General features: G+C 37.3%; 10 protein-coding genes. 9 read left to right on the top strand and 1 reads right to left on the bottom strand.

Annotated elements, in window-relative coordinates; translation table 11 throughout:
• Positions 1-43: 43 nt before the first annotated feature.
• Together lpdA and ssuE are read left to right on the top strand one after the other, a co-directional pair.
• Positions 44-1381 (top strand): dihydrolipoyl dehydrogenase, encoded by a 1338-nt coding sequence (gene lpdA, locus AAJG31_RS09725; protein WP_279494025.1) that lies wholly within the window; start codon positions 44-46, stop codon positions 1379-1381.
• A gap of 162 nt (positions 1382-1543) precedes the next feature.
• A complete protein-coding gene (ssuE, locus tag AAJG31_RS09720; protein WP_048392005.1) occupies positions 1544-2077 on the top strand; it encodes an NADPH-dependent FMN reductase in 534 nt (177 codons plus the stop codon).
• A gap of 46 nt (positions 2078-2123) precedes the next feature.
• Here ssuE and AAJG31_RS09715 read toward each other — a convergent pair whose 3' ends face one another.
• Positions 2124-2279, bottom strand: coding sequence for a hypothetical protein (locus AAJG31_RS09715; protein ID WP_004224556.1), 156 nt, complete (start codon positions 2277-2279; stop codon positions 2124-2126).
• A gap of 210 nt (positions 2280-2489) precedes the next feature.
• Here AAJG31_RS09715 and AAJG31_RS09710 point away from each other — a divergent pair, with 210 nt between their 5' ends.
• From AAJG31_RS09710 to AAJG31_RS09680, 7 genes are all read left to right on the top strand, one after another.
• Positions 2490-3878: an aldehyde dehydrogenase gene (locus AAJG31_RS09710; protein ID WP_279494026.1), complete on the top strand. Its 1389-nt coding sequence runs from the start codon at positions 2490-2492 to the stop codon at positions 3876-3878.
• A 318-nt stretch (positions 3879-4196) separates the two neighbouring features.
• Positions 4197-5663 carry a UDP-N-acetylmuramoyl-L-alanyl-D-glutamate--2,6-diaminopimelate ligase gene (locus AAJG31_RS09705; protein WP_048392003.1) on the top strand — a complete coding sequence of 489 codons (1467 nt, stop codon included), beginning with the start codon at positions 4197-4199 and terminating at the stop codon, positions 5661-5663.
• 135 nt (positions 5664-5798) lie between these two features.
• Entirely contained in the window at positions 5799-7376 is a 1578-nt protein-coding gene (locus AAJG31_RS09700; protein ID WP_048392002.1) for a peptide chain release factor 3, read from the top strand.
• Between the two features lie 195 nt (positions 7377-7571).
• Complete coding sequence (locus tag AAJG31_RS09695; RefSeq protein WP_103117507.1) at positions 7572-10625, top strand: efflux RND transporter permease subunit; 3054 nt, start codon at positions 7572-7574, stop codon at positions 10623-10625.
• Between the two features lie 19 nt (positions 10626-10644).
• Positions 10645-11730 carry an SDR family oxidoreductase gene (locus AAJG31_RS09690; RefSeq protein WP_103117508.1) on the top strand — a complete coding sequence of 362 codons (1086 nt, stop codon included), beginning with the start codon at positions 10645-10647 and terminating at the stop codon, positions 11728-11730.
• Positions 11731-12055: 325 nt separating this feature from the next.
• A complete protein-coding gene (locus AAJG31_RS09685; protein ID WP_054549805.1) occupies positions 12056-12811 on the top strand; it encodes a TerC family protein in 756 nt (251 codons plus the stop codon).
• A 111-nt stretch (positions 12812-12922) separates the two neighbouring features.
• Positions 12923-14278, top strand: coding sequence for a potassium transporter TrkG (locus AAJG31_RS09680; protein ID WP_054549806.1), 1356 nt, complete (start codon positions 12923-12925; stop codon positions 14276-14278).
• The last annotated feature ends 44 nt before the right edge of the window (positions 14279-14322 follow it).

Below are 14322 nucleotides of genomic sequence, written 5' to 3'. Positions count from 1 at the left end.
TTCAAAATTTGCAAATGATATGGTGGTACATGAGGTGAAAATTATGGAAAATTTTGATATTGCTATTATTGGAGCGGGACCAGGTGGCTATGTGGCTGCCATACATGCAGCCAAGAATGGCAAAAAAGTAGCACTCATCGAACGAGATAAATTGGGAGGAGCCTGCTATAATGTTGGCTGCATTCCATCAAAGATTTTATTGGAGCATAGTAAACTTGTGCAGGAAATAAAAAGAGGGAATAGCTGGGGAATAGAAGTGCCTAAAGTGGAAATTAATTTTCCTCGACTAATGCAACGGAAAGATACAATTATTCATGAACTACTAACAAACATTGAGCAATATATTATCGATAATCATATAACTTTATATCGTGGTGAAGCTTCAATCGTAAAGGACTTAACGATAACTATCGGGAATGAGACGATAATGGCATCAGATATAATTTTAGCGACAGGTAGTAAACCCTTTGTTCCACGATTCGAAGGGTTAGAGACATCCACCTACTATACGACGGACACATTTTTTGAGATAGACAAGCTTCCAGCCCAGCTAACAATCATTGGCGGGGGCGTAATTGCCATTGAAATGGCGTTTAGTTTAGCACCACTTGGTACAAAGGTAACAGTGCTTAATCATAGCGAGGATATTTTACAAACGGAAGAGGCGGATGCAAGACCGCTGATTCGAGAAAAGATGAAGAAACTTGGTATTGAACTTGTGACAGATTTTCAATTTGAAAAATTTGAAGGTAATATCATTCATACATCTAAAGGATCTTATACATATGAAAACCTTTTATTTGCTACTGGACGTCGTCCCAATATAGAAATTGCTGAGCAACTAGGATTAGCTTTTGATGGTCGATTAATCGCTGTTAATGAGCATTTTGAAACAAGCCTGCCGAATATTTATGCGATAGGTGACTTAGTGGGTGGTTATCAACTTGCACATTCTGCCAGTGCTGAAGGAATTTACGTTGTCGATTATATTGTAGGAAATCAACCAATACCAATTGATCAAACAAGCATTCCACGTTGTGTTTATACAAACCCTGAAATTGCTACATTTGGTTTACTAGAAGAGCAAGTCAAGGCACCGTACATTGTAACCAAAATGCCACTACAAACAAACCCAAAGGCATTAATGGAGGGGAATACTGAAGGCTTTGTCAAGCTAATTTCATCTAAGGATAATGGGCAAATTTTAGGGGCTTGTGTAGTAGCTGATGGTGCAACAGAAATACTTAATGCACTATTAGCAACAAAAAATGCTGGTGGTACAGCTCTAACACTTGCACATATGATTTTTCCACATCCTACTGTATCGGAGCATATTGGAGATGTGGCTAAAGCTGTGTTTGGGAAAGCAATACACCAATAAAAAGCTGTTGACATTCTAGAAATTTATGTTAAATTAATTTTATAAGAATACTAGGAATTTAAGTTAACTAGACATCTAGAGGCTTCTATTTTACAAAACGATGTTTCATCGATTTGTAGAATAGGGGCCTTTTTTATAACATTGCTAAAAGGAGTGGGCAAGATGACAAAAGCAGTCATTATTAATGGAAGTAATTCGAAAAATTCTAGAGTTACCGCCATTCATGAAAAGGTGGAGAATCATTTCATTGCACAAGGAGTAGAGGTTCACTCAAATTATATACATGAGCTCCCAGCTACAGATTTATTAACAGCGAATTTTTCTAGTAAGCAAATACAGTCTGAAAATGAGCATGTTAAGGAAGCAGATTTTATTGTCATCCTTACACCAATTTATAAAGCATCCTATACAGGTATTTTGAAGACTTACTTGGATCTACTACCGCAAAAAGCCTTGCTCGATAAGGCTATACTCCCCATTGCTGTAGGAGGTTCGATCAGTCATTTGTTGGCATTGGAATATGCATTAAAGCCAGTATTAGCTGTACTAGGAGCCACTTCCATTACCAATTCTGTTTACATTGTAGATAAACAAATTATACGTTTGGAAGAGGGCGGCTTTGCGATAGAAGAAGAGGCTATCAGTAGACTTGAAGCACAATTAAATCAATTGCAGCAAGCATTCATTGTTAATTAGAATAAATAAAAACGCATTATAGGGGCATCCTATAATGCGTTATTTTTTAATTTCCTTCTGGATTTTCTTCATTCTCCACAGGTATTGTAGAGAGATATAAGAAAGCCTCATCTTGCAATAGCAATATTTTTTCTTCACAAATTCCATGCGATAATGGTCCAGAAAAAATGGACTCCCACCATGTTCCTGTTGTTGTTGTCATTCATCTACGCCCCCGTTTCGGTTTTAATATGTAGTTGTATATTTCCCGAGATGAAAAAACTAAAACATTTCATTTCACATATTGCTATTTCACCCCCTCGATGTAGAAAGAGGATTTTTGCCTCTCGATGTTGTATCGTATAGACAAAGATAGTTTGTTTCAAAATGAAAAAACTATGTATGCCATTTTAAAAAAAGGGGTGCTTTATTGATGAATTTTACGACACAAGATGTGGAAAATATGATTACAGAGCAACGTCAATTTTATTTTTCACGTGCTACAAAAAGTGTGAAATTTAGAAAAGAGCAATTAAAGAAATTAAAAACTTCAATTTTGAAATATGAGAAGGAAATATTAAATGCGCTTTACTTAGACCTTCGTAAAAGTGAATTTGAAGCGTATGCAACAGAAATTGGCATTGTATTAGATAGTATTTCATATATGGTAAAACATGTAGAAGAATGGATGGAACCAGAAGCAGTCAAAACACCAATACAATATCAAATGGGCAAGAGCTTTATTGTTCGTGAGCCCTATGGCGTAACGTTAATTATTGGGCCATTTAATTATCCATTCCAACTTGTAATGGAGCCACTGATTGGCGCCATAGTTGGAGGAAACACAGCAATCGTCAAACCATCAGAAACCTCTGTACACACAGCAGTCATTGTGAAAAAAATCATTGAGGAAACATTCCCGTCTTCATATGTACGTGTCGTGGAAGGCGAAAAGGAAGAGGTTACGGCTCTTATTCATGCTTCCTTCGATTATATCTTTTTTACAGGTAGTGTAGCCGTTGGTAAAGTAGTAGCAAAAGCTGCTGCAGAACGTTTGACACCAGTTGCGTTAGAGCTTGGTGGCAAAAGTCCAGCAATTGTCGATCAAACAGCAAATCTAGAGGTAGCAGCAAAGCGGATTGTGTGGGGTAAATTTACTAATACTGGACAGACATGTGTGGCCCCTGATTATCTGCTTGTACACAAAGACGTTTATGACCGTTTTATGAAAATATTAAAAGAAACAATCCGTTCGTTTTATGGCAAAAATCCTTTAAAAAGCCCTGATTATGGACGTATCGTTAATTTAAAACAATTTGATCGTTTACAGCAAATAATTGTGGACGAACGTGATGCCATTACATATGGTGGACGAATAGATCGGGATGATTTATATATTGAACCTACAATAGTTGAATATGTAAAATGGACAAGTCCATCCATGCAGGAAGAACTATTTGGTCCTATCTTACCTGTTATGATGTATAATGATTTGCCACTTGCCATTCATCAAATCCGGCAATTACCAAAGCCTTTAGCGGCATACTTCTTCTCAGAACATGAAAAAGCCATGCAATACTTTTTAGAAGAATTACCATTTGGTGGGGGATGTATTAACGACACCATCACACATGTTGGAAATTTACATTTACCATTTGGTGGTGTAGGTCCATCAGGTGTGAAAGCATACCATGGCAAAGCGAGCTTTGAAAACTTTACTCACCCGAAATCTATCTTGAAGAAATCTTCCAAGCTGGAGACAAATGTGTTGTTCCCGCCATATAAACAGAAAGTGAAAATTGTGCGCTCAATTATGAAATAGTTTAACAATGGAGGTATCTTCTTGATGCCTCCATTGTAACTATAACCTTACCATGCATAGACAAGTGTTCTCTAAATAACCTTTTCTCGTTATGTCGAAAAATGCCGATTGGTGATTATAAATGAAAATTTGAAGAAAACATGATTTTTTCCTCAAATGAAAGCGGTTTCGTTGAAAAAACACTAGAGAGGCATTTTATTTATCATGAAATAAGTAGTAAAATAAGTTCAATAGAACGTGGGGGATTTCATATTGTCGTTTTTTGTCGATTATTAAGAATGATGACATGAGTGTAGAGATTGATTGGAGGATTATGAAATGTATGCAGAGGAATTGTTAAGCGCATTACCTTTGAAAAAAATAATTGGCGTGCTGCCAGATCAGGTTAGCGATATCGTAGTAGATTCAAGAAGTGTGCAACCAAATAGCATGTTTGTTTGTATCAAAGGGTATACAGTAGATGGGCATGATTATGCGCAAAAGGCTGTAGATGGTGGCGCAACAATTGTTGTGACGGAGCGAGAATTACCGTTAGGAGAGACAATCGCACAAGTGATTGTGAAAGATACAGATCGTGCAGTAGGTTTACTAGCTGCAAAGTTCTTTGATTATCCTTCAAAGGACATAACGATGATTGGTGTAACGGGAACGAATGGTAAAACATCCGTAACAGGAATTATTCAAAATATAATGCATGGTATGGGCGAGAAATCGGCTTTATCAGGCACAATTGGCTTTAATTTAAATGGAATTTTATATGAATCAGCTAATACAACGAGTGATGCGTTATCGACACAACAAATGATTTTCCGTGCAAAAATGGAAGGCTGTCGATTAATGACAATGGAAGTTTCATCACACGGGTTAGCACTTGGACGTTTAGCAGGTGTTGATTATGATATCGCTATTTTTACGAATCTAACGCACGATCATCTTGATTTCCATGGTACGATGGAGGAATATGGCCATGCAAAAGGCTTATTATTTTCCCAACTTGGACAAGATTTAGAAAAAAATAAATTTGTTGTGTTGAATGCAGACGATGCTTGGTCAGAGAGATATGCTGCAATGACACCATTTCCCGTGTGGACATATGGTTTAAAAAATGAAAATGCTGATTTCCGCGCCATTAACTGTGAATATCACGACTATATGACATCATTTGACGTGGAAATGCCTGAAGGAATTTATCGTGTAAAAATGAATTTGCTTGGGGAATTTAATATTTATAATGTATTGGCAGCCATGATTGCGTTTTATGGTAGGGGCTATTCAATGGAGTCCATTATTGAACAAATTGAGCAACTACCGCCAGTCAAGGGTCGTATGGAGAAAGTATGTTCAGATCTACCTGTGCAAATTTTTATTGATTATGCCCATACTCCAGATGCAATTGAAAAGGCAATTCAAGCAGCGCAACCTTATAAAAAGGGCAAGTTGATTTTCTTAGTTGGAACAGGTGGCAATCGTGATAAATCGAAGCGTCCTGCCATGGCTGAAAAAGCGTCTGCTGCGGAATATGTTATTTTAACGACAGATGATCCACGCTATGAAGACTACGATAGTATTACAGGCGATCTTGCTAAGGGTATGCTTCATGATAATTATGCTTGTATTGGAGATCGTGCAGAGGCAGTGCGCCATGCGATTGAAATTGCTGAACCGGGTGACATGATTATTTTTGCTGGTAAAGGCCATGAGGATTATCAAATTATCGAAAATACAAAATTTCCACATAGTGATGCAGAAATTGCGATAGAAGCAGGCCGATTAAAATTCGTGTGATGAAAGCTAAATTCTTAGGAAACCCTTTTAGTTGTAACTAAAGGGTTTTCTTTTTTGAGATTTCATGTAAAAAGGTTGTACGAAAGGCAAGTCTTCTTTTATTATTATTAAGTATGAAAAAAGGAGAATGACGAGATGAATTCAAATTTAGAACAAGATATACTATCGCGTCGTACTTTTGCCATTATCAGTCACCCTGATGCTGGGAAAACGACGATTACAGAAAAGCTTTTACTTTTTGGTGGTGCTATTCGTGATGCAGGTACAGTAAAAGGTAAAAAAACAGGTAAATTTGCAACATCGGACTGGATGGAGATCGAAAAACAACGTGGGATTTCGGTTACTTCATCTGTCATGCAATTCGATTATAACGGGTCTCGTGTGAATATTTTGGATACCCCTGGTCACCAAGATTTCTCGGAAGACACATATCGTACATTGATGGCTGTAGATAGTGCCGTCATGGTAGTGGATGCTGCCAAAGGGATCGAGGCACAGACTTTAAAGCTATTTAAGGTTTGTAAAATGCGTGGTATTCCTATTTTTACATTTATTAATAAGTTAGACCGTCAAGGGAAAGAGCCGCTTGAATTGATCGAAGAGCTTGAAGAGGTATTAGGTATCAATGCATATCCTATGAACTGGCCAATCGGTATGGGTAAAGAGTTCCTTGGTATTTATGATCGTTACAATAAACGCATTGAGCAATTCCGTACAGATGAAGCGGAACGTTTCTTACCAATTGACGACAATGGGGAGCTTGCTGTGGAGCATCCAATGAAGGTGACTTCTTATTATTCACAAGCAATGGACGATATTTTACTTTTAGATGAAGCGGGAAATGCATATTCTGAGGAAAAAATTCGTCGTGGGGAATTAACACCTGTATTCTTTGGTTCAGCATTAACGAACTTTGGTGTTCAAACTTTCCTGGAAACCTATTTACAATTCGCACCGACGCCGCAGCCAAGAATTACTGAAGATGAGCAGTTTATTGATCCTGTGGAGCATGATGAGTTTTCAGGTTTTATTTTCAAGATTCAGGCCAATATGAATCCAGCACACCGTGATCGTATTGCCTTTGTACGTATTGTTTCTGGTAAATTTGAACGTGGAATGAATATGACGTTATCTCGTACAGGGAAGTCATTTAAAGTCACACAATCTACACAGTTCCTTGCAGACGATCGTGAGACAGTAGATGAAGCAGTTGCTGGTGATATAATTGGTTTGTACGATACAGGAACATACCAAATTGGAGACACTGTTGTAGGTGGCAAGAAAACATTCCAATTTGAAAAATTACCACAGTTTACACCAGAATTATTCGTCCGCGTAACGGCGAAGAACGTTATGAAATCAAAGCAATTCCATAAAGGGATTTTACAATTAGTGCAAGAGGGTGCTATTCAATACTATAAAACGCTGCATACAGAGGAAGTTATACTTGGAGCAGTTGGTCAATTACAATTTGAAGTATTTGAACATCGTATGAAAAATGAATACAATGTGGAAGTAAAAATGGAGCCAATTGGTTCGAAAATCGCACGCTGGATTGAAAATGAAGAGGATGTCAAAGAATCAATGTCATCAGGTCGATCAATGCTTGTAAAAGACCGTTTTGACAATCTTGTTTTCCTATTTGAAAATGAGTTCGCTATGCGTTGGTTTGCAGATAAAAACGAAAACATTAAACTTTATAGCCTTTTATAATTATAAAACACGAATCGACAATTTTGCGATTCGTGTTTTTTTGCAAGGAAAAATGACACTGTTTGTAGAATATATACATTATTAGGAAATATAAGTTTCCTTAGAGATAGTATCTCAATAACAGGAGCTTATTTATAAAATAATCTCCTTTTCGGCTATCATAGAAAGGAAGAGGTAGAAAAGGAGTTTGTTTATATGAATATTAGTCATTTTTCTATTAAAAGACCTGTCTTTACGATTGTTACTATGCTTTTTGTCATCATACTAGGCGGTGTATCTTTATTAAAAATACCGATTACGTTAATTCCAGAGTTAAATCCTCCTATTGGAGTGGTTGTCACCTCTTATCCTGGGGCAAGCCCGACGGAGGTAAATGAAAAGATAACGAAGCCATTAGAGGCTACACTTGCCACCTTACCTGGTATCAAAAAAATCCAGTCAACCTCACAGGAAGGCTCCAATTTAATTGTGCTTGAGTTCAACTGGTCCACAAATATGGATGTTGTCCAACTTGATATTTTACAGCGAATTGATATGACCCCATTGCCTAATGATGCTGGCAAGCCTAGTTTCCTAAAATTTGATCCGTCTCAATTTCCTATTATTCAGCTGTCTTTACGTGCGGAAAATAATCAAGTAGATGTACGTGTATTAGCAGAGCACTTAGAGAAGGAACTGCTACGGACAGAGGGTGTTGCCAGTGTGAATGTTTCTGGCAAATTGATTGATGAAATCCAAATAGTATTGGATGAAGCAAAGCTAGTTGAAAAAGGCTTGACTCAGACAGATGTGATGCAAATAGTTCAAGCGAATAATGTGTCTCTTCCTGGTGAGCCTGTTTCAACAGATGATGGCAAAATGCTAACAACACGTATAGTTAGCACATTATCTTCTCCGGAAAGCATTGCCAATTTAATTGTTTCGGTGGACCCTTTAACGGGCAAATCATTAACCATTGGTGATCTTGCAACCGTTGAGAGGACAGAACAACAATCTATTACCACAACACGAGCAAATGAGCATCCAGCAGTTCTTATGTCTGTATTACAGGAATCTGGTGCAAATACGGCAGAGGTTTCTAAGGATTTCCAGAAGGCCTTAGAGACATTACTAAAGAAAGATCAGTATAAAGGTATCACAGCAGATATTTTAATTGATCAAGGTAATTATGTGGATTTAGCGATTAGTAATATTGGCTCTTCCTTACTCTTAGGTGGATTATTTGCGATGTTCATCCTATTTGTTTTTTTACGTAGTGTAAAGAGTCCGATCATCATTGGTATTGCGATTCCTTACTCCGTTATTGTCACATTTGTTTTGATGTTTTTTGCGGATTTTTCCCTCAATATTATGACATTAGGTGCTCTGGCACTTGGAATTGGTATGCTTGTGGATAATGCCATAGTCGTTATTGAGAATATAGAAAGACATCTAGAACTAGAAAAAGACCCGATAACTGCAGCAAAGGAAGGAACAAAGGAAGTAGCCCTTGCCATTACAGCTTCCACTTTGACCACAATAGCAGTATTCATTCCTGTTATGTTCATCGAAGGATTGATTGGTCAAATATTTACAGAGTTTGCCTTAACAATCTCATTCAGCTTAATTGCATCTTTAGTAGTTGCGCTTACAGTCGTTCCGATGCTAGCAAGTCGACTTTTAAAAATGAAAAACAATAATTTTTATGTACAACGCAGTAAATCACGTTTTTATAGGCATTACAAGGCGTCAATTGTATGGGTACTAAAGCATCGAATGCTTATACTGCTTTTTACAGTGGTTTGCTTTAGTCTTTCTTTGTTTGGACTGACTAGAATAGGTACTGAATTTTTACCGCCTACAGATGAGGGGTTTACCTCTATAAGTGTCAATCTTGAAAAAGGTGTCGCTGTATCAGAAACAGAAAAGATTGTTAAGCAAATTGAGGAACGTTTAAAGCAGGAAAAGGATGTAGATGTGTATGTTAGTTTAATTGGCGGTACACAACAATCCCAAGCACGTGGACAAACTAGCGCCAACCAAGCTGAGATATATGTAAAGCTTGTTCCATTAGCAGAAAGGCAACGTTCCATTTTTAAATTTGTAGAAGAGCTAGAACAAGATATACAGGGAGAGCTTGAAGAGCAAGCTGAAATTACATTTAATGTATCGACAGCTACAGGATCGTCACCACACACCTTAACATTCCGTTTAACAGATTCCGATGAACAGAGGCTACAGCAAACTGTTAAGAAAGTGCAGCAGGAACTACTAGCGATTCAGCAAGTGACAAATGTCTCTACGGATTTAGATAATACTGTTCAAGAGATTCAAATTGAGGTTAATCGTGAAAAAGCAAAAGACTATGGTTTTGCTCCAGCACAAATCGCTCAAACTGTAAATCAAATGACAAAAGGTCAATTAACGTCCCAATTGATTACTGATGACGGCGCAGTATTACCCGTTTATACAGGTTTTGGGCAGTCATTTAATACGAGTATAGATGCTTTAAAAGTCATGCAGCTGCGTTCGCCAGCAGGATTATTCGTAAAGTTAGAGGAAGTGGCTACCGTTTCTATACAAGAGGGGCCGGTATCCATTCGTCGTTCTGATCAAGCAGCAGCAGTGGCCTTTTTTGTAGATTATGAAACAAAGGAATCTTTGGGAGGAATCTCTGCAAAAGTAGATAAAGCATTAGAACAAGTTAATTTACCATCTACTACTCAAGTTGTGTTCAGTGGGGACAGAGAGCTCTATGATAGTGCAATTGATGATATGTTACTAGCTGTGATGCTAGCCATCGTGCTTGTATATATTGTGATGGCAGCTCAATTTGAGTCATTTAAATATCCGTTTGTTATCATGTTTACTGTTCCATTAATGATCATTGGTGTGGCGATAGCTATGTTCCTAACAAATACTTTAATTGGTGTAACCTCAGTTATCGGTATCCTAGTACTAGTAGGAATAGTCGTAAATAACGGTATTGTGCTGGTAGATTATATTAATCAGCAAAAGGCAATGGGCATGCCAGCTTATGAGGCAATTTTACTTGCTACCCAAGATCGGCTTCGTCCAATTTTAATGACAGCCTTAACAACTATTTTAGGGCTTTTACCACTCGCACTGGGCATTGGAGAAGGGACCGAGATGAATCAGCCAATGGGGATTGCTGTTATCGGAGGGCTTGTGACCTCAACTTTACTGACGCTGTATATTGTACCGATCATTTACAGTTTAATGGATAAAGATACAAGAAAGATGCACTAGGTTCAAGGGGGAATGGGAGATGAAGGTTCATTTTTTTACAGGTTTTCCTGGTTTCATTTCGAGTCAACTAATTCGAGCATTATTTCAAAAGAAACAAGCACAACAAGTAATTACCATTGTATTGGCTGGTGAAACCATAAAGGCACATAAAGAAAAAAACAAAATATTAGAGGATTTTCCTGACTGTTCGATTCGAATTGTGGAAGGCGATATTACACTACCAAACCTTGGATTAGAAAATCAAATCATCAAAGAAATTGTACCGCAAATTGAAGTGCTTTGGCATTTAGCTGCTATCTATGATTTAGCTGTACCACGTGATATTGCCTGGAAGGTAAATGTTCATGGTACAACAATGGTTAATGATTTTGTTAGCACCTTACCAAATTTACAGCGCTATATGTATTTCAGCACTGCCTATGTGGCTGGTACACGTGAGGGCGTACTGCGTGAAAATGAATTAATTCGACCAACAGCATTTAAAAACCACTATGAGGAAACAAAATATGAGGCTGAGCACAGAGTAGAAGATTTAAAATCGGAAATACCATTGACAATAATTAGACCTGGAATTGTTCGTGGTCATTCCCAAACTGGTGAAACCATTAAATTTGATGGTCCTTATTTCTTCTTAAACTTAGTTGAACGTTTAAAAGGTTTACCTTTTATTCCGTACATTGGTCAAACTTCATCGACAATTAATGTAGTGCCAGTTGATTATATTATAAATGCTTCTACTTTTCTGGTTAGTGAACAGAGTGCAGAAGGGAAGACACTTCATTTAACTGATCCTAATCCTCACCCTGTACAGGAGGTATACCGTACAATGGTGAAACTAGTTACAAATTCTTATCCAAAAGGACGTTTACCATTTACATTGGCTAAGCTTTCATTGCAGATTCCATTTATTCGAAAAAAATTAGGTGTCGAACAAGAAACATTAGATTATTTAACATGGAATGCTTCATTTGATACGACTGAAGCATATCATATCTTACAAAAAGGTGGTATTACATGTCCTGATTTTATACAGACGATGCCAAAAATGATTGAGTTTTATTTAGCACATAAGGAAGAGAAGAGCTATCAAATTCAGATTAAGTAACGAAAAAAACATATAGATATTTTTGTCAGTTGTAAATGATAGTGCTATAATATTTGAAAGAAGATACCTTCGACAATTTGTCAAAGGGGAGTAGCTAACAGGTAATTAACTTTCCCTGGTTTCACATTCGTCAAGACATGGTACAACCATCGGGTGTGATAGTGAATGGCTCTATACGTATGACGTGTAGATTGAAGTACCATAAATAGAAAGGGTACGAATTTACTTAGCGAGACCTTTGCCTGAATTAGGGCAGGGGTTTTTTTCTTTTATACTTGAATGACAGGGTCATTGAGGGTATAGAGAGCTTAGAGGAGGCACTAGAATGGAAGCGATTTTACTACAATATGGCTGGGTGTTAATTGTCCTTGTTGTATTAGAGGGATTACTAGCAGCTGATAACGCGGTAGTAATGGCTGTTATGGTGAAGCATTTACCACAAGAGCAGCAAAAAAAGGCGTTATTTTATGGACTATTTGGAGCATTGATATTCCGATTCTCCGCATTATTTGTTATTACAGTTTTAGTAAATTATTGGCAAATACAAGCGGTCGGTGCAGCTTATCTATTATTTATGTCTGCGAAAAATATATATGATTTACGAAAACATAAAGATGAAGAAGAAGCAGCAACCGAAAATGGTGGAAAAAAGGGTTCTGGTTTCTGGTTAACAGTACTAAAAGTAGAGGCTGCCGATATAGCATTTGCTATTGATTCGATGCTAGCAGCCGTTGCAATTGCTGTAACTTTGCCACACTTAGGTGAATTTGATATTGGTGGCATCAATGGCGGTCAGTTCATTGTGATGCTCCTTGGCGGATTTATTGGTGTCATTATGATGCGGTTTGCTGCCCAATGGTTTGTAAAAATATTAAATGATTACCCTTCACTTGAAACAGCGGCATTTCTAATCGTTGGCTGGGTAGGTGTGAAGTTAGTTGTCTTAACATTGGCACATGAGAAGGTGGGAATATTGCCTAAAGAATTTCCACATTCCACGGCATGGGAGTTAACATTCTGGATTGTCCTAGTAGGTATTGCTTTTGTCGGCTATTTAGTCGGTGTAAGAAAGAAAAAATAAGTAGATGAACGTTGGAGGAATAGTTATCACTATTCCTCTTTCTTTTTTTATGTATTTTTTCTATACTATAATCTATCTAGTTGGGCATCATATGTGGGAGGAGTTGTTAAAGTGCCTTGGAAAAAATCATCAAATAAACTAGTCACACCATTTCAGGTACTTGTTTCTTATTATTTTATAGCAATAGCGATTTCCTTCCTGTTATTACGGCTTCCAGGCGTTCATCAAGAAGGTGTAAAAGTCTCTTTTTTAGATAGCTTGTTTACAGCAGTAAGTGCAGTAAGTGTTACTGGGTTAACAACCATTAATATTTCGGAAACCTATACTACCTTTGGGCTTGTAATGATTCTTGTTATTTTACAGTTAGGCGCCATTGGTATTATGTCACTTGGTACCTTTGTGTGGCTGCTTGTTGGGAAAAAAATAGGCATGCGTGAGCGTCAGTTAATAATGATTGATCATAACCAGTACAGTGTCTCTGGTGTTGTTAAATTAATCCGCGAAATTTTAAAAATTTTATTTGGCATTGAATTAACGGGTACCATTATTTTAACGCTACATTTTACCAATTATTTTGATACGTTAGAAGAAGCCTTTTTACATGGAATTTTTGCCTCTATTTCTGCTACGACAAATGGAGGATTCGATATAACGGGAATGAGCTTACTCCCATTCCATGATGATTATTTTGTACAGATGGTTACCATGGTACTGATTGTATTAGGTGCTATCGGATTTCCGGTATTAATTGAATTGAAGACTTTTTTGCTTAATCGACGCGAGAATTTCCGTTTTAGTTTATTTACTAAAATCACTACTTCAACATACGCTATTTTATTTATAGTTGGTGCACTTGTCATTTTACTCCTTGAATCATTCCATTCTTTTAAGGAAATGTCTTGGCATGAGGCATTATTTTCAGCAATGTTCCATTCTGTATCAACGAGATCAGCTGGACTGACTACTTACGATGTCACGACTTTTAGTGAAGCTACAGATATATTCATGAGCTTCCTGATGTTCATTGGCTCTTCCCCAAGCTCAGTTGGTGGAGGTATTCGCACCACAACTTTTGCCTTGGCCATTTTATTCTTAATTACCTTTGCTAGAGGAAGAGAGGATATCCAAGTATTTGGACGAGAAATTCATTTGATTGATGTCTTCCGATCATTTGTCGTAATTTTATTAGCCTTTTTCATGGTATTAGTTGCAACCCTTATCTTGCTTATAACAGAGCCACACGCATCTCTTATTCAAATTATTTTTGAAATTACTTCAGCGTTCGGTACATGTGGTATGTCGTTAGGCATAACATCTGATTTATCAGTGGTTGGTAAAATCATTATCATTATTTTAATGTTTATTGGTCGAGTTGGATTAATATCATTCCTTTATACTCTTGGGGGTGGCGGAAGAGGAAAGAAATCAGGCTTCCACTATCCGAAGGAACGAGTAATTATTGGTTAAATTTTTAAAGTATGTGAGGCATTAAGTAAGGAGTAATTCCATCG

The sequence above is a fragment of the Lysinibacillus sp. BS3 genome, from assembly GCF_039614735.1.
GTDB classification, from domain to species: Bacteria; Bacillota; Bacilli; order Bacillales_A; family Planococcaceae; genus Lysinibacillus; species Lysinibacillus capsici.
Note: the sequence above shows the minus strand (reverse complement) of the source record. Positions and strands in the feature narration are given on the sequence as shown.